The sequence below is a fragment of the Neobacillus sp. S1227 genome (assembly GCF_055385255.1).
Genome location: NZ_AP038276.1, coordinates 2538451 through 2560745, shown reverse-complemented (window position 1 = coordinate 2560745; position 22295 = coordinate 2538451). Strand labels below are relative to the sequence as shown.

General features: G+C 38.9%; 20 protein-coding genes and 1 riboswitch. Of the genes, 10 read left to right on the top strand and 10 right to left on the bottom strand.

Going from position 1 to position 22295, the window contains the following annotated elements:
• Positions 1-8 precede the first annotated feature (8 nt).
• A riboswitch (cyclic di-AMP (ydaO/yuaA leader) is annotated at positions 9-151 on the bottom strand.
• Positions 152-273: 122 nt separating this feature from the next.
• Complete coding sequence (locus tag ACZ5AE_RS12980; RefSeq protein WP_464572901.1) at positions 274-414, top strand: bacitracin ABC transporter ATP-binding protein; 141 nt, start codon at positions 274-276, stop codon at positions 412-414.
• An 81-nt stretch (positions 415-495) separates the two neighbouring features.
• Here the strand turns inward: ACZ5AE_RS12980 and ACZ5AE_RS12975 are convergent, their stop codons facing one another.
• Positions 496-1473, bottom strand: a complete 978-nt coding sequence (locus tag ACZ5AE_RS12975; RefSeq protein WP_464572899.1) for an aldo/keto reductase — start codon at positions 1471-1473, stop codon at positions 496-498.
• Between the two features lie 125 nt (positions 1474-1598).
• Here ACZ5AE_RS12975 and ACZ5AE_RS12970 point away from each other — a divergent pair, with 125 nt between their 5' ends.
• The 3 genes from ACZ5AE_RS12970 (at position 1599) to ACZ5AE_RS12960 (ending at position 4670) form a co-directional block, all read left to right on the top strand.
• A complete protein-coding gene (locus tag ACZ5AE_RS12970; protein WP_464572897.1) occupies positions 1599-2378 on the top strand; it encodes an arylamine N-acetyltransferase family protein in 780 nt (259 codons plus the stop codon).
• A 168-nt stretch (positions 2379-2546) separates the two neighbouring features.
• Positions 2547-3428: a LysR family transcriptional regulator gene (locus ACZ5AE_RS12965; protein WP_464573619.1), complete on the top strand. Its 882-nt coding sequence runs from the start codon at positions 2547-2549 to the stop codon at positions 3426-3428.
• A gap of 15 nt (positions 3429-3443) precedes the next feature.
• Positions 3444-4670 carry an MFS transporter gene (locus ACZ5AE_RS12960; RefSeq protein WP_464572895.1) on the top strand — a complete coding sequence of 409 codons (1227 nt, stop codon included), beginning with the start codon at positions 3444-3446 and terminating at the stop codon, positions 4668-4670.
• A 27-nt stretch (positions 4671-4697) separates the two neighbouring features.
• On the opposite strand, the gene ACZ5AE_RS12955 is transcribed toward ACZ5AE_RS12960, so the two are convergent.
• Positions 4698-5540 (bottom strand): hypothetical protein, encoded by an 843-nt coding sequence (locus ACZ5AE_RS12955; RefSeq protein ID WP_464572893.1) that lies wholly within the window; start codon positions 5538-5540, stop codon positions 4698-4700.
• Positions 5541-5773: 233 nt separating this feature from the next.
• Between ACZ5AE_RS12955 and ACZ5AE_RS12950 the strand changes: the two genes are divergently transcribed.
• Positions 5774-7471, top strand: coding sequence for a hypothetical protein (locus ACZ5AE_RS12950; protein ID WP_464572891.1), 1698 nt, complete (start codon positions 5774-5776; stop codon positions 7469-7471).
• Positions 7472-7691: 220 nt separating this feature from the next.
• Here ACZ5AE_RS12950 and ACZ5AE_RS12945 read toward each other — a convergent pair whose 3' ends face one another.
• Together ACZ5AE_RS12945 and ACZ5AE_RS12940 are read right to left on the bottom strand one after the other, a co-directional pair.
• Positions 7692-9002, bottom strand: coding sequence for a hemolysin family protein (locus ACZ5AE_RS12945; protein ID WP_464572889.1), 1311 nt, complete (start codon positions 9000-9002; stop codon positions 7692-7694).
• Positions 9003-9059: 57 nt separating this feature from the next.
• A complete protein-coding gene (locus tag ACZ5AE_RS12940; protein ID WP_464572887.1) occupies positions 9060-9473 on the bottom strand; it encodes a MerR family transcriptional regulator in 414 nt (137 codons plus the stop codon).
• A gap of 176 nt (positions 9474-9649) precedes the next feature.
• Between ACZ5AE_RS12940 and ACZ5AE_RS12935 the strand changes: the two genes are divergently transcribed.
• The 4 genes from ACZ5AE_RS12935 to ACZ5AE_RS12920 all read left to right on the top strand — a co-directional run bounded on the left by ACZ5AE_RS12935 (position 9650) and on the right by ACZ5AE_RS12920 (position 13545).
• On the top strand, positions 9650-10444 hold the full coding sequence (locus ACZ5AE_RS12935) for an EcsC family protein (protein ID WP_464573618.1): 795 nt from the start codon (positions 9650-9652) through the stop codon (positions 10442-10444).
• 73 nt (positions 10445-10517) lie between these two features.
• The gene (locus ACZ5AE_RS12930; RefSeq protein WP_464572885.1) at positions 10518-10901 is read left to right on the top strand and encodes a VOC family protein; all 384 of its coding nucleotides are present in this window, start codon (positions 10518-10520) and stop codon (positions 10899-10901) included.
• 475 nt (positions 10902-11376) lie between these two features.
• Positions 11377-11997, top strand: coding sequence for a TetR/AcrR family transcriptional regulator (locus tag ACZ5AE_RS12925; RefSeq protein WP_464572883.1), 621 nt, complete (start codon positions 11377-11379; stop codon positions 11995-11997).
• A gap of 36 nt (positions 11998-12033) precedes the next feature.
• On the top strand, positions 12034-13545 hold the full coding sequence (locus ACZ5AE_RS12920) for a DHA2 family efflux MFS transporter permease subunit (protein WP_464572881.1): 1512 nt from the start codon (positions 12034-12036) through the stop codon (positions 13543-13545).
• A 56-nt stretch (positions 13546-13601) separates the two neighbouring features.
• On the opposite strand, the gene yeiL is transcribed toward ACZ5AE_RS12920, so the two are convergent.
• On the bottom strand, positions 13602-14273 hold the full coding sequence (gene yeiL / locus ACZ5AE_RS12915) for a transcriptional regulator YeiL (RefSeq protein ID WP_464572879.1): 672 nt from the start codon (positions 14271-14273) through the stop codon (positions 13602-13604).
• 79 nt (positions 14274-14352) lie between these two features.
• On the opposite strand from yeiL, the gene ACZ5AE_RS12910 reads away from it, so the two are divergent.
• Positions 14353-15501: an MFS transporter gene (locus ACZ5AE_RS12910; protein ID WP_464572877.1), complete on the top strand. Its 1149-nt coding sequence runs from the start codon at positions 14353-14355 to the stop codon at positions 15499-15501.
• A 73-nt stretch (positions 15502-15574) separates the two neighbouring features.
• On the opposite strand, the gene hprK is transcribed toward ACZ5AE_RS12910, so the two are convergent.
• From hprK to ACZ5AE_RS12885, 5 genes are all read right to left on the bottom strand, one after another.
• Positions 15575-16510, bottom strand: coding sequence for an HPr(Ser) kinase/phosphatase (gene hprK, locus ACZ5AE_RS12905; RefSeq protein WP_464572875.1), 936 nt, complete (start codon positions 16508-16510; stop codon positions 15575-15577).
• Between the two features lie 98 nt (positions 16511-16608).
• Positions 16609-17253 (bottom strand): response regulator, encoded by a 645-nt coding sequence (locus ACZ5AE_RS12900; protein ID WP_464573617.1) that lies wholly within the window; start codon positions 17251-17253, stop codon positions 16609-16611.
• Between the two features lie 9 nt (positions 17254-17262).
• Positions 17263-18402, bottom strand: a complete 1140-nt coding sequence (locus ACZ5AE_RS12895; protein WP_464572873.1) for a sensor histidine kinase — start codon at positions 18400-18402, stop codon at positions 17263-17265.
• Positions 18403-18897: 495 nt separating this feature from the next.
• Positions 18898-20457, bottom strand: coding sequence for a malate:quinone oxidoreductase (locus ACZ5AE_RS12890; RefSeq protein ID WP_464572871.1), 1560 nt, complete (start codon positions 20455-20457; stop codon positions 18898-18900).
• 371 nt (positions 20458-20828) lie between these two features.
• Positions 20829-22175: a TrkH family potassium uptake protein gene (locus ACZ5AE_RS12885; protein WP_464572869.1), complete on the bottom strand. Its 1347-nt coding sequence runs from the start codon at positions 22173-22175 to the stop codon at positions 20829-20831.
• Positions 22176-22295: the final 120 nt, after the last annotated feature.

Here is a 22295-nt window from a genome sequence, read left to right as displayed (position 1 = left end):
CTCCACCTTTCTTCTCAATATAACGCTTGCGAGGTTAGCTGTCGGGTTAGGGCATTTGAGTAGCCCCGCCTGAAAGGATTCACCCCTAGGATTATCAATTAATCCAGAACAATGGTTCCCCCGCACCTATCGGTTTCAGCGATTTAGAAATTTGAAACTGTGAATATCATACTCCCCTGTCCTGTTGTTGTAAATGATTTTTTTATAGATAAATGGTTATGCTAAGTATCTAGACTACATTTATTCCATAAAATAGTCAAAAGGAGGATTTTCATGCGAAACGAAAAAAATCCTATCATATCTGATGAATTCTTAAACGAGCTAGTACAGGAAATTAATGAGGAATTTGGATGGGCCACGGTTGAACAAAATGTCGAGCGTTATGACCATGGACATAAGAATTCAGATGTCTAATAAGGATGCAAAAAAAGACTACGATACAATAAATCGTAGTCCATTAGTTCCACAGTAGTAGTTATATATTTTGAGTTACTATTAGAGGCCGCGAACCGGATGAGGAACATAAGGTTCTTCCAAATAGTCCACTTCTTCCGGGGAAAGTTTAATAGAAAGTGCTGCAACTGCATCTTCAAGATGAGCCATTTTCGTGATCCCAATAATTGGTGCTGTGACAGGCGCTTTTTGCAGCACCCACGCTAGTGCAATTTGTGCCCGGGGAACCTCCCTTTTTGCGGCCAATTCCGCTACACGTCCAACGATTTTACGATCCGCCTCTATTGCAAATGTGTAAAGTGTTTTGCCGAATTCATCTGTCTGGGAACGGGAAGTTGTTTCTACCCAATCGCGTGTCAGCTTCCCTCTTGCCAGCGGACTCCAAGGTATAACACCTATTTTCTCTTCCCGACAGAGCGGCAGCATTTCGCGTTCCTCTTCACGATACATAAGGTTTAAGTGGTTTTGCATAGAAACAAACCGAGTCCATCCATTCCGCTCAGCGATATTTTGAGCTTTCATAAACTGCCATGCATACATAGATGAAGCTCCAATATATCTGGCCTTTCCAGCCTTCACCACATCATTCAGGGCTTCCATCGTCTCTTCGATTGGTGTATTGTAGTCCCAGCGGTGAATCTGATACAGGTCGACATAATCGGTGCCAAGACGCTTCAGGCTATTATCGATCTCCGCCAAAATTGCTTTTCTAGAGAGTCCAGCTCCATTCGGCCCTTTATGCATACGCATGTACACTTTGGTTGCAATGACAACCTCATCCCTGTTTGCGAATTCTTTCAGGGCGCGGCCGATAATTTCCTCGCTCGTACCGTCTGAATATGCGTTTGCCGTGTCAAAAAAGTTGATGCCATCATCAAGTGCCTTTTTAATAATCGGGCGGCTTAGTTCTTCGTTAAGTACCCACTGGTGAGTGCCTCGTTCGGGAACACCGAAACTCATGCAGCCAAGACATAACCGTGAAACATCTAATCCTGTATTACCAAGCTTAACGTAATCCAATATGTATGTACCCTCTTTCAATTTAGTTTTATTATAACTATAATATATTTTGGGTAATTTTTACATAATACATTTTTCGCAAATTTAATTGATTGATGAAAATGATACATAAGGAGTCTTTATGAATGGGTGAATTAAATATTTTCTTCCGCAAAAGAATTGGATACCCGCTAGACGAAATTGTTACCTTTGAAAAAATAGACGCCATTCTTGAAAAAACAGCAAAATCCATTCCCTTTGAAAATTTATGCATCATCGCTAATCAAACTGCTGAAATTACAAAAGAAAATTTAATAAACAGAATCCTTTTAAAAAATAAAGGCGGACTTTGTTATGACCTTAACACCATTCTCTACTATTTTTTTATTGAAAATGGTTTTAATGTCTCACTGGTTCAGGGTGTAGTATACAATCATAATACCAAGGAATGGAGTTCTACCGGAAGAACTCACGTAGCGATTGTCATCACTCACAACGAGTACCGTTACCTCATCGACACAGGTTTTGGCGGGAACCTTCCATTGAAGCCTGTCCCATTCAGCGGGGAAATTGTAACTTCGAAAAATGGGGAATTCCGCGTCGAACATTCTGACACAGAGCATGGAAATTACATTTTGCATATGAAACTAAAGCATAAAGACCAAGAGTGGAAAATTGGCTATGCTTTTGACGCAAGGAAATCCATCAACGAATCAGATTTAAATGAGATACAAAGAATCATTATCGAGCACCCAGAATCCTCATTTAATAAAAAGCCATTAATCACCAGATTCACCGACAGCGGTAACTTAATCCTTACTGACACTTCTTTAACAGAGTGGGCGGAAGGAAAAATGGCCAAAAAGGATATTAATCCACATCAGTTCAAAATAATTGCAAAAAAACAATTTGGAATTTCAGATTAAAATACAAAGGCTTGGTTGTAATTAGCCATGCCTTTTAGTTTTGATTTTTAATAATACTGCCGCAAATAAACCATACCTCCCATGCATCAATTTCATGCATATCAACAATTAGAAGTTATGTAAAAAGAGGAGTATGATAGTACTATCAAAACCATAAGAGGGATTATGATGGAATGGGATCAAATTAATTATTTTCAAACAGTAGCCAAAGCCCAGCATATTACACGTGCAGCTGAGCAGTTATCTATTTCGCAGCCTGCACTTAGCCGCTCAATCGCAAAGCTCGAGGACGAATTAGGTGTGCAGCTATTTGACCGCAAAGGCCGGAATATTTTTTTGAATCGATATGGAAAAATCTTTCTAAGTCATGTGGAGCAAGCCATCCAACAAATCGAGATTGGTAAGCAGGAAATTTGGGATGAAATTCACCCGGATAACGGGACCATCTCACTATCCTTCCTCCCTTCGCTTGGGATGAGTGTGATTCCTAATATCCTAAGTCATTATCAAATAGAGCACCCTAATGTGAAGTTTCAATTAAACCAAGCTTCAAATCGACAGATTGTGGAACAATTAAAGTCCAGAAAGGTGGATTTGGCCCTAATCACGCTGTTTCATGATGATAAAGAAGTTATTTGCGAACCACTTCTAACGGAGGAATTATTTCTTATTGTTTCAATCGATCATCCTCTTGCCTTCAAAAATGAAATTGATTTAAACATGATCAAAGACCAGCCTTTTATCTCTTTTAAAGATGTAAATGAACTGCAGACCATTATTAATCAATTATGCCAAAAAGCTGGTTTTTCCCCCAAGGTTGTGTTCGAAGGAGAGGATCTTGGCACAGTTTCCGGTTTAGTTGGAGCAAAATTAGGTGTATCATTAGTACCTGATACCCAAGTCCTTGATAGAAGCAAAATCAAGCTCATTCGTGTAAAAAATCCTATCTGCAAAAGAGACATTGGACTTGCTTGGTTGAAGGATGGATACTCATCCCCAGTAGTCGAGCGCTTTATAGAATTTGTTCAGCATCTAGTTAAAACAAAATAAAGGAGTCTTCAAAAAATGAGTTACATCCAACGTGGGACACGCACATTTACAATGGTAAACTTAGCATTATTTGCGGGCGGTTTTAGTACCTTCGCAATCCTTTGGGGAACACAGCCCCTGCTGCCGGATTTTGCTCAGGAATTTCATATTTCTCCGGCAGTTTCCAGTTTAAGCTTGTCTTCCACTACGATTGCTTTATCTATCAGTCTTTTAATAGCGGGGTCTTTATCTGAGGTATTTGGACGTAAATCTATTATGACAATTGCATTATTTACCTCGTCCATATTATCCATATTAACGGCTTTTACACCAAATTTTCATTTACTGATTATTAGCAGGATCCTGCAAGGCATTGCGCTTGCTGGCCTGCCGGCTGTTGCGATGGCCTATTTAGGCGAGGAAATCGAAGGCAAGAGCTTAGGGATGGCAATGGGGTTATATATAAGCGGGAATTCCATTGGCGGAATGGCAGGTAGGATTATCAGCGGCATTTTAACCGATTATTTCAACTGGCATATCGCCTTAATTGGCGTTGGCATTATTAGTTTATTGGCAAGCTTTGTTTTCTGGCTGATTTTGCCCAAATCCACACATTTCACGCCGCAAAAATTAGCCATTAAAAAACTGTCATTTTCATTGTTCAGCCAATTTAAGGAACCGGGTCTTGTCTATCTATTTATCATTGGATTTTTATTAATGGGCAGTTTTGTCTCATTATACAACTATATTGGCTTTGAGCTCATTAAACCTCCTTATTCATTAAGCCAAACACTAGTTGGATTTATTTTCATCGTGTATTTAGTAGGAACTTTTAGCTCCACTTGGATGGGTATGCTTGCAGACCAGCATGGGAAAAAGAAAATTTTACAGCTGTCTTTGGTCATCGTATTGGTTGGTGCATGCATCACCCTAAACAGCCATTTATGGATCAAAATCTTGGGGATTGCCATCTTCACTTATGGATTTTTCGCCGGCCATTCGATTGCCAGCGGCTGGGTTGGCAAAACCGCCACACACGATAAAGCACAAGCAGCATCATTATACTTATTTTTCTACTATGCGGGTTCGAGCATTGGAGGAACAGCGAGTGGAACAATGTACAGCCAATTCGGATGGCACGGTGTTGTCTACATGATTGCGATTCTTTCGATTATTTCAATTGGAATTTCGATTCGGTTAGGGATGTTGGCTACCAGAAAATTAATATTATCTACCATTAAGGGATTAAAGCATAGCAGTTAAGAACAACAATTGATGGCACAACTATTTTCATCGATTGGCCAACCGTTTTTTTGCCTGATAAAGAAGGCAGCTAATTACCCATATTAAAAGAGAAAAAGTTAAGGCAATGCTGGAAAAAGCTAGGACATAGGCATTATATTCCGCCAGTTTGGAAACGGCCCGGTACATATACGTATCAAAACCAAAGCTTCTGGCCGTTACATTCCATAGGACAAGCAAGAAAAAAATCATCCCAAGTCCTCTGGCGGAGCCTTTAATATCTGCCCAGCTTAAAGCCATATGCGAAGAAATACAAATGGCCAACACAAAATAAACCCAAAATAACGGGTTCAGGAAATTTTCAAAGGTAAATAAATTCTTGCTAAAAACGACCACAATCTCCCAAACGGTCAATAGTATCGGGAAATCCACTTTTTCAAAGGTTATATGCTGTGCAACATAAGTATCAAATGTTACAAAAGATTCCGGAACTAACAAATACATTCCTAATAACATAGACCCAATGCCGCTAAAAATAGGCCCCAACCCAATAAAAAAATTCCCCGCCTGCTGAAACATACTATTCGGGTTATATTGATGGCGCACGAAACCAAGCGTTCCATCTGAGCTATTAAGCTGAAGAAGCTTCACCTGAGTCACCCTATGTCCCCATAAAAAGCACTGCAGCAGATGCCCAATTTCATGAATTGGAACACCAATCCATGCCGTAGCGAGCACCCCTTTTGCTCCAAACGTCCGAAACAAAAAGGAATTAGAAGACCGTTCCAGTACACCCAAAATCAAGCCTGCCAAAATGATAATTCCGAAAAGATATACTAGTTCAAGCAAACTTATTAGCATTATATTGAAAAAGGATGCCAGGATGCTCATCGTACTGCCCCTTAAAGGTTATATCCACATTATACCAAATGCAGGCACACTTTAAAACATTCGAAAAAATTCCCGGATTCATGAACAGCTCAATAATTTTCATCTTGATGGTTTTCTTTAACTCATGAATAGTTTCATATATAAAATAACGCTTTCCATTTTTACAATTGCTGTATATATAGAAATGAAATAAAATGAATGAAAGAGTAAAATTTTACTAGATTACAAGGCTGGTGAGGATTTTGTACGAATTCAAGCTGCGCAATATTCTGAGACAAGTGAAAAGCCAAAATCCGCAGAAACGGTATGAAGCCCTTGGGCAGCTATTTGAATATAAACAGGTGGAAGGGCTAGAGGTACAGATTGATCTGTTAAAGGATATGATTAAAACGGCGGCGTCCAAATTTCCCGAGCGAGTCGACCACCATTGGGATAACCCTTCCTATTTCCTCATCGACTTCGTTTGCGATTTTTCAAGACCAGAAATAACCGAGGGACTTATCAGGCATTTTGATAGTTTTGACATCCAAGCGAAAGAGCGGGCAATTGACTTCCTGATTTTAACGGAAGACGAAGAGATTTTTTATTTTCTTGAGGAAAAAATTGTCCAACTAATCAAGGCGAATGATTTTATTATCCCTTACCGGCAATTGGCACCTTATCCCGCGTTGCTGAAGGGTATACTTGATGCCTCGCTGGACATGCTTCAATCTCAACGGTATAAATTTTCAACCTATGACATGCTGCTGTCGTTGAATGCCTCTGGTTATGAAAAGGGTTATCAACAAGATGTAATTCTTCCTGCTCTGTTGGAAGACTACCAGGCCGAAAAGTGGGAATATTTAAAATTTGATCCGGATTATACCACGAAATATGTGTACACAGCTTGGAAGGACAGTTATTTCATTGTTCGTAATCGGATGAGGTTGTTTATGAATTTAATGGAATACTATTTTACCCCAGAGGTAGAAAAAGAACTACTTCAGGCGTTGAAATTTCGTGATCCTTTTTTAAAGACGGAAGCTTTACTCATATGCATTGCAAAAAGACTTCCCTACAACGAAAGTACCCTAATAGAGTGTGCGCAGCATATTGAGACGGCAGAAATGCTCTACTGGAAATTGAAGAATCAGAGTTTGGAGCACCTCTACCCTATTCAAGAGAGCAAGCAGCCTCATTTGGCCATGACCCGGCTTTTTACCACCATTATCAATTTGCCGGAGGAAGAAGGTGGGCTTGTCCATTATCCGGAAAACATCCAGGTTCAACATAAATTGGAGATGGAAAATTACTTTGGCCAGCCGGTTCGATACTATTTAATGAGCTTTGATGAGCATGACTGTATGTATGCCGGCTGGGTCGGTGCGTATGCCCTTGAAGATGGAGATGATACCGCCGTTCTTTGGAACGATTCCTATACAGATTATGTGGAATTTGATTCAGCCCCGATCGAAAAGCACAAGCAAGACTTTTTCAAGGAACGGGCCAAAGAAAAGCAGAATTATGATAGTAGTGTATACTTCCAAAGCTCTCCAAAGCTTAGCAGAGGTGCATGGTTCTTTATCGCCCTTGCAATAATACATTGGATACGCGAAATATTAACCGGATTTGAGGAAATCTCCCTCTTTATTTCGATTCTCTTCACCGTTGTTGGCTGTGCGCTGTGTTATTTTCAATTCTATAAGAATAAAAAAAGAAAAGTATTGATAATCGGCCAGCAGCTGGTAAAGCAGGATGGTGCCAAGCAACAAAGCATTGGCATTCATGAAATCAAAAAGGTTGAGTATGACAAGAAAAACGTGCTCATCTTCAATAAGAAGAATGAGCTGGCCTTCAAATTCCCAATTAGATGGGTCCGCTACGAATTGTTTTATATGTACATGAAGGAGCACTCTGGGCATTTGAAGAACCGGCCGTTTATACAGGGATAGCTTACCTGCAATAGGCATTTAATAACGGTTAGCCATGGAACGATAATGATTGAAAGGTTAAATACCATATGCGTTTTTTAAACAATAGTCTTATCAACTTACCCAAATTATTTTTGTTCTATTTATCGTAAACAAAAAAATTCTAAATATAAACCGCTAATTAAACCCCAAAAAAAAGGATTCCCTTGGTGCATTAAAACACCAAGGGAATCCCTATAAATCATGCAGGTGTGGCCTGCGGTTCTAATTTTTCAATTTCCAAAGTTTTAATATGGTAGCCGTCGACTTCGAGGACTTTAAATGCAAAGTCTCCGTATTGTATTTTGTCACCTTCGCTAACATCAATTTTTTCGGATAGAATCCAGCCTCCGATGGTATCCATTTCAGAATCATCGAGGTCGAGCCCGAATAAATCGTTAACTTCTTCAATCAGCACTTTACCATCCACGATGGTTTTGTTTTCGTTGATCTGATTGATTTCAGGCATTTCGTCAGCGTCAAATTCGTCGCGGATTTCACCGACGATTTCTTCCAAAATGTCCTCAACAGTAACCAATCCTGCCGTACCGCCATATTCATCCATTAATATAGCCATATGAATCCGTTCTTTTTGCATTTTTACCAAAAGCTTATCAATATCAATCGATTCAAACACCTGAATGACAGGACGAACATATTGGTCAATCGTTGCGTCCAAATGATTACCGGAGATAAAGTCCGTTAAGACTTCCTTCATATTCACCATACCGACGATGTTATCTTTCTCCCCATCAATCACTGGGTACCTCGTATAATTCTCTTTCTTCAAAATCTCGAGACATTCAGCTACAGTTTGCGATTTGTCAAATGCTGCAATTTCGGTCCTAGGTACCATGATTTCTTTAGCAATTCGATTATTAAATTCAAAAATATTGTTTACATAATGATATTCTGATTGATTAATTTCCCCGCTTTTAAAGCTTTCGGAAATAATGATTTGCAGTTCTTCTTCGGAGTGTGCCTGCTCGTGTTCTGAAGCAAGCTTCAATCCAAAGAGTCCTGTAATAAAACGCGCTGATCCGTTTAACGCTTTTACAAACGGATATGCAAGTTTATAAAAAAGAATCATCGGCCTTGCTAATATTAAGGTAACTTTCTCAGCTTTTTGAATGGCCAAAGTTTTCGGTGCTAGTTCACCAACAACCACGTGAATAAACGTGACCAATGTAAAGGCAATGACAAACGAAGCAAATGTCGTCACTGATTCCGGAAGGCTTAAGCTAGTGAACAGAGGATGTAATATATGTTCCACTGTTGGTTCTCCCAGCCAACCTAAACCTAAAGCTGTTACGGTAATACCCAATTGACAGGCTGATAAGTATTCATCAAGATTTGAAATAATATTTCTTGCAGCAATGGCACTTTTATTTCCCTCGGCCACAAGCTGATCAATCCGCGTACTGCGGACTTTTACAATAGCAAATTCGTAAGCTACGAAAAAAGCAGTAAAAGCTATTAAAATAGCAATTACAAATAAATTAATAATGGTCAATAGAATCCTTACTTACAAAATGTAAGCAAGGAATACACCTCCTGTTTATTAAAAAAATTAATTTAATAGTAATAACAATGTTTGGGCCAACGTTACACCCTGCGGTGACAGCTTACTGACAACCATCTCTTTTTCATGTTCGTTTAATTTTTGCAGAAATGGTTCGATGATTTTAATTTCCTCTTTCAAATGCTGCATGATGTTGGCAATCTGTTCCACGTGTTTTTCAACTTTTTCTTTGTCAATGCCGCAGTCCGCTTTCATCAGTTCAATCATTGACTTGATTTCTTCAAGCGGCATATTCAAATTTTTGTAATGCTCCACTAATTTTAAGACTTGAACGCTCTCTTCTCCGTACAATCGATAATTTGAATTTGCCCGCACAGGGTTCAGTAAGCCTATTTGGGTGTAGTAATCGATTGTTCGTTTGGAGAGGTTCATAACTGCTGCTAGTTCACCAATTCGATACAACTTCCCAACTTACTCACCCCTTCCTATTTTATGTATACTATATCACATTTTGAACTATACAGTCAACGTGATGGTTTTTAAACAAATGTTTTTGGACAAATTAGTTGAAACTACTCTTATGGTTGAAACGTACAAACATTAGTAAATTAAATTGGGAGTTGATCTTTTTGACAGCAATTGAAGCTGCTGATTTTTTAAAAAGTGAATTGCAAAAGATTGAAAAATGGGAGAAGGATCAAAAGGGCTTATGGTTCTGGGAGAAAATCGGCCGCCTGCCGTTTGTTTTGCTTGATAAACTTACCCCGAAATCAATTCAGGAAAAGTTGGGAACTGCCATTGATGAATTGGGAGGATACATACAAACGGGCGGACAATACTTGATTAATGAGGATGGTATTTTAAAAAAGTTTGACTGTGATGTGGTAAGTTTTAATCAAGTACAAGCTATGCCAATTAGCAAAATGGATGCTGCAGCCGAGCAAATTCGAAATTCGCGAACCAATATGGCTACAGTTCAAGGTGCCACAACCGGGATTGGCGGAATATTTACGCTTGCAATCGATATTCCCCTATTAATCGGTATGTCCCTAAAGGTACTACAGGAAGTTGCTATGTGTTATGGATACGACCCTAGGGAGAGATCGGAGCGAATCTTCATTGTGAAATGCTTGCAGTTTGCTTCCTCTGATATTGTTGGGAAAAAGGCCATTCTAGATGATCTCGCCGCATTTGAGTCGGAGAAGCAAAACGCCCAAATTTTTTCGCAATTGCAGGGATGGCGTGAGGTTGTCATGACCTATCGTGACAACTTTGGCTGGAAAAAGCTGTTTCAAATGATCCCGATTGCTGGGATTATTTTTGGGGCATTTGTTAATAAATCCCTTATTGGGGATGTTGCGGAAACCGGGATAATGATGTATCGGAAACGGAGAATAAAGGAGCGGATGCATCAGTTGGAACGAGCTTATTAAGAATCAAAAGAAGTTTTTCCTTCTTCCTTTGTGTTATTATTAAGTAAACTTAAATCAAATGAGGAGTGAATTTATGATAAATATTTTAGGTCAAGTTATGGTGTATGTTAACAATCAGGATGAAGCGGTTAAATTTTGGACAGAAAAGGCAGGATTTACGGTTATTTCAGAGGAAGATAACGGTCAAGGCATGCGTTGGATTGAAGTCGCGCCGAGCAATCAGTCTGAGACAAGCATCATTCTGCACAATAAAGAGTTCGTTTCTAAAATGGCACCTGAGTTAAATCTTGGCACACCCTCTTTAATGTTTTTTACAAAAAATCTTGAACAATTACATAGCGACTTATCAAACAAAAACGTTACAGTTGGAGAAATTGTTAATATGCCTAATGGTAAGGTGTTTAATTTTGCTGACAGCGAAAATAACTACTTTGCGGTGATGGAAAGAAACAGGTAATAAAAAGAAATTGGCGAAATTCCCAATGTCAAATAGAAAAATGCGGGTCTTTGTTTGATAGGACCCGCTTTCTTTAGTGATTTGCATGCCCCATTCTCATTTTTCCTCAATATTCTATCGAAACTTACCACGACACCCCCAAGAAATCCAATGACCGCGCCAATAGTTTCCATAACTAGAAAGGACTGCCAGGTTAGTTGAACTACAAGTACAGGCTGCAGGTACACGTTGCTGCTCCATCTTACAATGTCCCCAAACTAACTCTGTATTTTCACAATACTGAAGGTGAAAACATTTATTGGACATTTCCATTCTAACACCTTTTTCAGAACTTTGACTTAACTCCACTTTTAAAGCCTCAAAAATAAATATGACATGTTATCACTTTTAAGGTTGACTCATGACATCGTGTCATATATAATTTTTCCTGCGAGCAATTGTGACATCGTGTCATATGTAAGTAAGGAGAATAGATATGCCAAAACAAACGTTTTTTCATTTATCTAAAGAAAAACAAGACACTTTAATTCAATCTGCCAGGAAAGAATTCTCAAGGGTTCCATTACACGAAGCTTCCATTGCCAACATTATCAAAGATGCTGGAATACCTAGAGGCAGTTTTTATCAATATTTCGAGGATAAAGAGGATTTATTTTATTATTTGCTTAGCCAGTTATCGCAAATCAATCATGAACGATTTATTTCAATTTTGAACGCGAATAATGGGGATTTATTTAATACATTTATTGACTCATTTCAACTAATGGCTAAATATCTTAGAAATCCGGAGCACCAAAATCTTTTCAAAAATGCATTTTTAAATATGAACTATAAAATGCAAAATACTCTAGCCAATAACATTTATGAAGAGGATCAGAAAAAACGGTATTTAGATATGGTTAACTTAATTAACACAAGTAATTTAAACATTAAGAATGAACAAGAGTTACATCAAGCTATAAAAATTATTAACGCAGTTACTTTCCATAACCTCGTGCAAATGTTTGTAAAGGATTTATCGAGTAAAGAAGCTTTTCAAAATTTTATTAGCCAGCTTGACCTGTTAAAACGTGGGTTAATTAATGAAGAACACTAATTTTTCCTTAAAGGGATATAAAGGAGAAAAATATATATGGATTCAGCAGTACAACAAAAGAAAACACCTTATTTAATGCTAGCGATTTTATTCGTCGGTGCATTTGTATCCTTTTTAAATAATTCGCTTTTAAATGTGGCACTGCCATCAATGATGACAGATTTAAATATTAAAGATTATTCTACGATCCAGTGGCTTGCAACAGGTTACATGCTGGTCAGCGGCGTATTAATTCCGGCATCAGCATTTTTATTAACACGCTTTTCTAATCGTCATTTATTTATAACATCACTCGCCATTTTCACTCTAGGTACTGCTTTAGCAGCGTATGCTCCAAATTTTGGTGTATTACTCACCGGACGATTGGTTCAAGCAGCAGGTTCTTCCGTAATGGGGCCTTTATTAATGAATGTTATGCTGATAAGTTTTCCAAGAGAAAAACGCGGGGCAGCAATGGGTGTTTTCGGATTAGTTATGATTACAGCTCCTGCAATCGGCCCGACATTATCTGGTTATATTGTAGAAAATTATGACTGGCGTTTACTGTTTGAAATGATTTTGCCGTTAGCTGTGATTAGTTTAATATTAGCCATTTGGAAGCTTGAGAATGTAATGGAGCAAAATAAAAATGCGAAACTGGATTATTTCTCTGTCGTATTATCTTCTATCGGCTTTGGCGGTTTGTTATATGGTTTCAGTTCTGCGAGCTCAGATGGCTGGACAGATACAATCGTCTTAACTACTTTAATCATCGGCGCTATTGCATTAACTGCCTTTATCGTCCGGCAATTAAAAATGGCTGAGCCATTATTGGATTTACGTGTTTACAAATATCCAATGTTTGCACTAGGCTCCGTTATCGCAATTGTCAATGCAGTGGCGATGTTCTCCGGCATGATTTTAACACCGGCATATGTACAAAATGTTCGTGGCATTTCCCCGCTTGATTCAGGTTTAATGATGCTGCCTGGTGCGATTGTGATGGGGATTATGTCGCCGATTACAGGGAAATTATTCGATAAATTTGGTCCTCGCATTCTTGGTGTAACAGGACTTATCGTTATGGCCATTTCAACTTATATGCTGGCAAACCTGCAAATCGACTCAAGCCACACCTATATAATACTTGTTTACACTCTCCGTATGTTTGGGATGTCAATGGTCATGATGCCAATTATGACAAACGGACTTAACCAATTGCCAACGCGCTTGAATCCGCATGGTACAGCCGTAAATAACACCGCACAGCAGGTGTCAGGTTCAATTGGTACAGCGGTTCTTGTTACCATTATGAATTCCGTTACTAAAACAGAAGCTCAAAGCCTGGTAGCAGGAGTAGATCCAACAACTATTACAGCTGCTTCAAAAGCGCTATTAGCACAGAAAGCTTTATTAGCAGGCATTCAGTATTCATTCTATGTAGCACTTGGCATTAATATTGTCGCCCTGATCTTAGCGCTATTTGTTAAACGGGTAGATACTAGCAAAGAGTCGTTGAGACAATTAGAACAGAAAAAAAATAATCATACCAAAGCGGTAGCACATTAATGTTTTATGGGGACGGTTCTTGCATCATTTGATGCGAAAGAACCGTCCCCCATGTTTCATTCTGCTCTCAACATGCCAGCCAATTCTTCTAAAGCGGTTTGCTGGTGAATGCGGTAGTAGCGCCCTTCTTTTTTCAAGTAGCCTTTTTCGCAAAATTGTCCGAGAACGTGCAGCAGGTGGCGGTAGGAGACGCCTAAAAAGTCACAGACTGATACATGTCTTTCTCTGTATACGCCTTCATCAGCAGTCTGTAAAATAAATTCGGCAAGCCGGTTTTCAAGCGGGAATGCCAGGCTTTGCGAATATTTTGCGGCCATTTGTGTTGCTTTGGCACTTAATAACTTTGTCAATTCACGCAAGAATACTACATCTTCAAGCAGTTGTGCGCGGAAGCGATGAAAAGGAAGGGCAAAGCAAACCGTCTTTGTAGTCGCTTGAATCCCTTTTGTATAGTACACATCGTTTAATAATTCCATTTCTCCTATATATTCGTTCTTATTGATAAAGTTAATTAACGAAACTTTCCCGTTTAGATGCGTTAAATATATCTTCGCTTTGCCTTCAATGACATAAAATAAAAAATCCGGCCGCATTCCCTCTTGAATAATCCACTCATCTCGTTTATATTCACGCACCTCTACTAACTCGTCAATCGGAAAAGAAAATAAATGGGCAATCGAGTGTTCTTCCAAATATCGTTTCCTTTTTTCATTTTTATAAATTTCCATAATCCACCTCAGAATATGAGATATCTCATATTATTGTACGGTTCCACATGATATCATGCAAATCATGAGGTGAAACAAATTGAACACACAAAGCTGGATGAGCAGTCAGTTTTTTACTTATTATTTTACATGGGGCATCTTCCTCCCATATTGGACAGGGTGGATGGTTCATGTTAAAGGAATTTCCATTTCAGAAGCAAGTTTGATCATGAGTTTAGGGATGATTCTAAGGGGCCTTTCTACGTTAGTTGTGTATCCCTATTTTTCTAGGAAGTTTAGCAGTAAGACCTTATTAAATGGGATGGCAATTGGGACATTAATTTCGATTCTATGTTATATTCCTGCGAATTCTTTTTCGGGTGTACTAATCGTTACTCTGCTTATTAACTTTTTTTATCCTACATTGATGCCCGCATTGGATAGCGCGGCAGGCGTTCTGGTACAGTATAAGCAATTAAAGCATTATGGGAAGAGCCGCTCTTGGGGGTCCATCGGTTTTGTTGCATCCGGAATGGTCTTAACCGTTTTTACAGGGGCACTTGGGGATGTAGTTATTTTATGGGCGCTCTTAATCGGTACTATGGTGTTCGCAGGACTTGGCCTAATGCCAGCACCATTAGTTTTGTCTGAAAAACCACAACCGAACCAAACAAAAAAAGCCAGAATGCTGAACTTATTTCACATCAAACACTTTGGTTTGGTGCTCGTAATTGTGATCTTACTGCAGGCAGCCCATGCAACTTATTACACCTATGGGTATATATTTTTACAAGAAATCCATTCACCTAAATATTTAATCGGAGTAATTCTAAACATTGCTGTGATTGCAGAAATCATTTTCTTCTTAATTGCCGATCGGTATTTTCAGCGATTTTCAGCAGGGTCTTTACTAGCACTTTCAGCTTTAGGTTCAACTGTACGCTGGATATTAGTGTTTATTTTTCCAAATGTTCTGGTCTTCTCTATCTCGCAAGTTTTGCATTCACTTTCGTTCGCCATGGGTCATTACGCCTTTATGAAATACTTGATCAAAAATATACCGCACCAGCAGATAGCAAATGCACAAGGCATGTATTCAGCACTTGCACTAAGCTGGAGTACAGCGGTATTCACTATATTTGGCGGCTATTTATATGAAATCGAGCCGCGATTTGCCTTTATCGGCATGATTATTTGTTCCATCCCATCGATGGTACTTGCTCTTGTATATCGAAAACTAGAAAAATAGGGACGGTTCATGTGAATCCTATGATGCACATGAACCGTCCCTTTGCATTCACCGAAACTAGTTAAACAACATTTTAATCTAATCCTGAATTCGTAATATCAGCCTCAATCCTGCTCATGAACTCTTCTGCGGCGCTATAACCTTGCTGTTTCAAATACCAGTTATTTGCAGCTGCCTCGATTAACCCTGCTACATCACGTCCTGGCTGAAGCTGGATCTCAATGGAAGGAATCTTAACACCCATATAATCTGTTGAGTGAACTTCTTGATCCAAATCATTATACAAGGCATCTTTTTCCCATCTGGTCAAATTAATATCCAGCGCTATTCGTGTTTCGTCCTGAAAAGCCTTGCGTCCATATAACCGAACCACATTCAGAAGCCCAATACTGCGAAGAGCCAAAAACTCTTTGGTTTTCTCGTCATGTGTACCAAGAATAGTTTGATGACTAAGCTTTTTCAGAACAACAATATCATCCGCTACCAGCCGGTGTCCCCGGCGGATTAAGGTGTGCGCTGTCTCGCTTTTTCCGACCCCTGAATTTCCCCGAATTAAGACACCAATACCGGATACATTCATACAAACTCCATGCACAGCAATTTCCGGTGCCAATTCTTTCACTAGATATGCATCCAATTTAGGAATAAACTCTGAAGTAATCTCAGGTTTATTTGTCAACAACAAAGGGATGCCCTGTTCAACACAATGTTGATTCAAATAGGTAAGTCCTTCTTCACCACAAGTTACAATAAAACATGGCGGATGATAATGGACAATATTCCCAATTCTGATTTTACGTTCCTCTTTACTTAAACTATGTAAATAAGTAACTTCTTTTTTTCCTAAAATTTGAACTCGCTCTGTTGGAAAAAAGTCAAAATGGCCAACAAATTCCAAGCCTGGACGATGCACCCGTGATTGTGTTATCACATTTTGAAGCTGACTTTCACCAGCAAGTACCTTCAATGAAAACTTCTCAACCAAGTTTTCAACTGTTATTTTCTTCACTTCTAAACTCCCCTCAATTAGTCTTTCCTTGTCCATGTAGAATACTTCTTCGGTATTTCTGATATAGGATCATGGAACATAAGAACAGTCCCAATAAATCACTTTTCCTTTAAATAAATAATCAACTCAGAACGGCTTTTGAGTTCTAGCTTATCCAGAATACGGGAAACATAATTTTTTACTGTTCCTTCTGTTAAAAATAATGTCGTGCTGATGGTCTTATTGCTTTTTCCTTGCATAATTTGTTCAACAACTTCTATTTCTCTTGGTGTAAGTATTTTGGACAAGTCTTTCTTTTCTGCGGTATGTGCCTGCTGAGATTCGGGAACATTCCGGAGGGCGCTGATTAGTTTACTTGTTACATCTGAATGAAGTAGCAGCGTTCCTTCGTGTGCGGCTTTTATTGCTTTAATAATCTCTTTTAGGTCAGAGTCCTTTAAAATAAAACCGTCTGCCCCATTCTTCAGTCCGTTAAAAATATACTCATCTTCATTAAAGGTGGTTAAGATGATTACTTTCACATTTGGATATTTTTCCTTAACTGCTTTTGTAGCCTCAATGCCATTCATAACAGGCATTCTGATGTCCATGAGGATCACATTAGGAGTCATTCTTTCCAATATTCTAAGAAGTTCTTCCCCATTCACTGCTTCCCCGACGATCCGAATCTCTTCATTTAAGCTAAGCAACATTTTTAGACCATCCCGGACAATTCCCTGGTCATCTACAATTATCACGTCAATCAATCTTCATCACTCCGCATTTGTCACAAATGGAATTTCCGCTTCCACCGCAAAACCGTGTCCCTTAGCCGACACAAACTGAATACTCCCGTTCAATGAATGGATTCGTTCCTCCATTCCCCGCAGGCCGTGGGATTTTTTAATACCAGTACACCCTTGTCCGTCGTCCTCTACTTTCACCAGCACCTTTTTTTCGTTTACAAAAATATCTATATGAAACGTATGGGCATTCCCATGCTTAATCCCGTTTGTAATGGCTTCCCTCACTGTTTCAAAAATTCCATTTTGAATGTCGCGGCTTGAGAACTCAACGGTGTCATCAAAAAATAATTCAAATTGCAATCTGCCGGCGGTTTGCAAGCTATCTATTAAATCCTCTATTGAGTCACGCAGCTTAACCTTATCTTTCCATGCCTGATTATCCTTTAAAACGTCAACTGCTTTACGAAGATTTGTTATCGATGTTTGTGAAATGACCAAGGCTTTCTTCATGACATCCTGTGCTTTTTCAGGATCTGAATCCATCATATTATCGGCAAATTCTAGGTGCATTTTTAAGGCGATCAGTGCATGGCCAATAGAATCGTGGAGCTCTTGGGCAATTCTAGTACGCTCTTTTATAATCGTGATTTCCTTCAGTTTGGCATTTGCCTCCATTAATTCAGCATTGAGCATATTCCCCTTCTCCCTTTCCCTGCTGTTGCTCCGAACAAGGTAGATTAGAGCCATCAAAGCAAAGTATGGGATTAATGCTTGTTGAATTCCTGCGTTAAGAGTAAACATGCCAATTACAAACATGAAAATATGAAGTAAAACAAGACCAATTTGTATTGTCGGCAGATAAATAAAAATCTCTACGATTGGAAAAATAAAATAAATATTTAGCGGTATGTTATCAAATTGAATCACATATAACCCGATCGCTATAATACTTACCGACATCGATATATAGTAAATTATACGATTTTTTTCATAAAGTTGGTAATAATTTCTGTAAATATCATTTAAATGCAAAATAACCAACCCTATAATGAAAGCCGCCTTTATAGGTATCGAAGAAGGCGACTGCCCCAAAATATCGATTGAAGCCATGATGAACAGGATGATTCGAAAAATCATCATGACCGAGGTAGTTTTACGTTTTTCCATGACATGACATCACATCCATTAATTAGTTTTTTCTTTTAGGCTCTTTTCGTAAAGTTTGTTGTTTTTGGGAATAACACTGTCCGTTCCTTTCCGCTACAGGCGCTCAGCAAACCCGCGGGGAGGAAGTCGAGCCTCCTCGACGTTCCGTCTGCGGGGTCTCGACCTTTCCTCTATTTCCCGCAGGAGTCAAGCACCTTTCGCTCCAATCCACTCGGTGTTTTTCAATATAGTTAAAAGCAACAATCTCTGAGAAAAAAGCTTTCTTTTAATTGAATTATACTATTCTGTTAAATAACTGAATAGTTATCAAAAGTCATTCAAATAGTGATTACTAAAGTCACATGGATCTTATGACTTGGGATTCATGATTTTTAATACAAACATACATGGATGTTTTAAGACGATGAAGGCAGTCTGGGGCTTGTTTTAGGGGACAATAAAAAAAGGGAATGGTTCTTCTGCAATCTGAAAGCAGAAGAACCATCCCCCATGTACTTAAACTGATATAGGTTCTTTTTCTACACTACGTTGCTCTTTCGATAAATCCTTCTTATTGTTAATAGGTGTGCGGCCTTTACTTAAGCCAAGTGAAAATGCTGTTGAAGCATGAATTTCCTCGAAAAGCTCTGGGTTGTCCACTAATGAAACGCCGTAAGATGGAATCATTGCTTTTATTTTTGGTTCCCACTCTTTTAGGTGCTGCGGGAAACATTTTTTTATGATTTGAAGCATTACGGAAACAGCTGTTGATGCACCTGGTGAAGCACCAAGCAATGCTGCAACTGAGCCATCTGTTGCGGTTACAACTTCCGTACCAAATTGAAGTGTTCCTTTACCGCCAGCTTCCGTATCTTTAATTACTTGTACACGTTGTCCAGCTACCACAATATCCCAATCTTCGCTTTTTGCATTTGGAATAAATTCGCGCAGTTCTTCGATCCGCTGTTCCTTCGATAACATTAATTGTTGGATCAAGTATTTGGTTAATGGAATGTTTTTGGCACCTGCCGCCAACATCGTGATGACATTATTTGGCTTTACAGAACCTATTAAGTCCATATTTGAACCAGTTTTCAAAAATTTCGGTGAAAAACCTGCAAAAGGTCCAAACAATAGTGATTTTTTGTTATCAATAAATCTTGTGTCAAGATGCGGCACAGACATTGGAGGAGCACCAACCGCAGCCTTGCCATATACTTTAGCATGATGCTTTTTTACAACCTCAGGATTGTTACATACTAGGAATAGTCCGCTTACTGGGAATCCTCCAACATGTTTACTTTCAGGAATACCGGTTTTTTGCAGTAGGGGCAATGAGCCTCCGCCGCCGCCAATAAAGATAAATTTTGCAGTATGGCGTTCAATTTCACCGGTTTCCATATTCCACACTTTTAATTCCCAGCGGCCATCCTCTGTACGTTTAATATCTTCAACTTGATGTTTGTATTTGATATCAACGTTTTGGTTCTTTAAGTGGTCAGTCAACATCCGTGTTAGTGCACCAAAGTTAACATCTGTGCCAGAGTCAATTTTTGTAGCCGCTATTGGTTCTTTCGAAGTCCGGCCTTCCATAATAAGTGGAATCCATTCTTGCAATTTTTTCGGCTCGTCAGAAAATTCCATCCCTTTGAACAATGGATTGTTTGAGAGTGCTTCAAAACGTTTTTTCAAGAACTCTACATTATTTTTCCCCTGTACCATACTCATATGTGGCAGCGGCATAATAAAATCATGTGGATTGCGGATCAGATCACTGTTGACAAGATAAGACCAAAACTGTCTTGAAACCTGAAACTGTTCATTAATTTTGATAGCTTTGTTAATATCTACTGTTCCGTCTGGTTTTTCTACAGTGTAGTTCAACTCGCACAGTGCAGAATGTCCAGTACCTGCATTATTCCATTCGTTTGAGCTTTCCTCGCCTGCTTTTTCAAGCTTTTCGAAAACTGTAATTTTCCAATCCGGTACTAATTCCTTCAAGAGTGTCCCTAAAGTGGCACTCATGATTCCTGCACCAATTAAGATAACGTCTGTTTCAGTTTGTCTGCTACTCATTTTTCCCATCCCTTATATGCTATGATTTGCAGAAAGGATGCTGGCGCCCATGCCTAAAGCAAACAGCAAGCTAAGGCGCGACTAGTTACACACCTTTTCTGGATCAATTGTTTCCTAGGTATAGTGTATCACTAATATCGATAGATTTAAATATTTATTACTATAATAATAGTTAGTAAGCTTTTTAAAAGCTGGTAAAAGTGAGAAGTTCAACCACAATGCCCTATTTTTTTCTTTCTTTTTGGCAATCACTAACATTTATATAAAATCCTTACCATATAACTTATCTTAATACAGCTGGTGACAACTTTTTCACTTTAAAGGTGGCGTGAAATTACCACCTTTAATCGTTAGTATGAATTCTTTTTCAATTATCCGATTAATATCTTTTCTTCAGCAAATCTAATTCTTGCCTCATGGCGCTTCGACATAAGCGCGAATGCCATAGTTAATGGCCCGAGGCGGCCGATAAACATCATTAACGTTATTAAAAGTTTTCCATAAGGTGATAAATCCCCTGTGATACCTGTTGACAATCCGACTGTTCCGAATGCCGAAATGGTTTCAAAAAGCAGCGTATTCATCGGCATATCCTCTGTGTAAGTCAGCAAAAAGAAAATCGCAAAGATAAAAATGATGGCTGACACCCCAATGGATAAGGATTTATTGACCAAACTCCAGGAAATTCTTCTTTTAAAAATATTCACATCGCTTCGATTCGTCAACACTGTCCAAAAGGCAAATATGATAATGGCAAAGGTCGTAACCTTAATTCCTCCGCCAGTAGATCCAGAAGAAGCGCCGATAAACATCAATGCCATCGTAAAAACTTGCGAGGACAACGTCATTTGGCCAATATCAATAGTATTAAAACCGGCTGTTCTTGGTACAACACCTTGAAAATAGGAAGCCCAGAATTTATCGTTCCAGCTTAGGTTCCCAATTGTTGCGGGATTATGAAATTCAGAAATTAATATAATTAATGTTCCTAGAACATTAAGGATTAATGTCATAAGCAGCGCCACTTTGGAATGAAGGGACAGTTTATGTAAAGATTTTTTCTGCCAGACATCCAATATAACGGTGAAACCAATCCCACCGATGATAAATAATGAAGTGATAGCTAAGTTGACAGTCGGATCCCCGATCCATTTACTGAGGTTGTCTGGTTCGAGGCCAAAACCGGCATTGTTAAAAGCGGATATTGAATGAAAAAATCCGTAATACAAAGCTTTGGTCCATGACATTTCAAAAGACCAGCGGATGGCTAAAATAAGCGCCCCTGTTATCTCTACTATTAAAGTTATCAAGATGATTCTGGAGACAAGTTTTACCACACCTGAAAGAGTAAATAGGTTTAGCGAATCTTGCAGTAGCAATCTTTCTTTCAAGCCAATTTTCTTTCCAAGGATGATAAACATGAATATGCCAATCGTCATAAATCCCCATCCGCCAATCTGAACTAAGAAAAGCAATACCAACTGGCCGAAAATGGTAAAGGTTGTTCCTGTATCCACAACCGCGAGACCTGTTACGCAGACGGCTGACGTTGCCTCGAATAAAGCGTCGACAAAATGGAGGCCCCTTCCCTCTTCATAAGTCGAAATGGGCAGCATTAATAAAAGTGTACCTAGTAAAATAAGTACAGCAAATCCGATAACCAAAATTTGCGCAGGATGCAGCTGGATAAACTTCCCTTTTTTCTTGATTAACCCCACAAATACTCCCCTTTGTTTGATAAAATATAAATCTGTGAAAATTGGATAAATTTATGCATCATATCTTACTCTCGGGAGTTGGATTTGTAAATAAAAATTTTATTAGTGCAAGCTTAACGT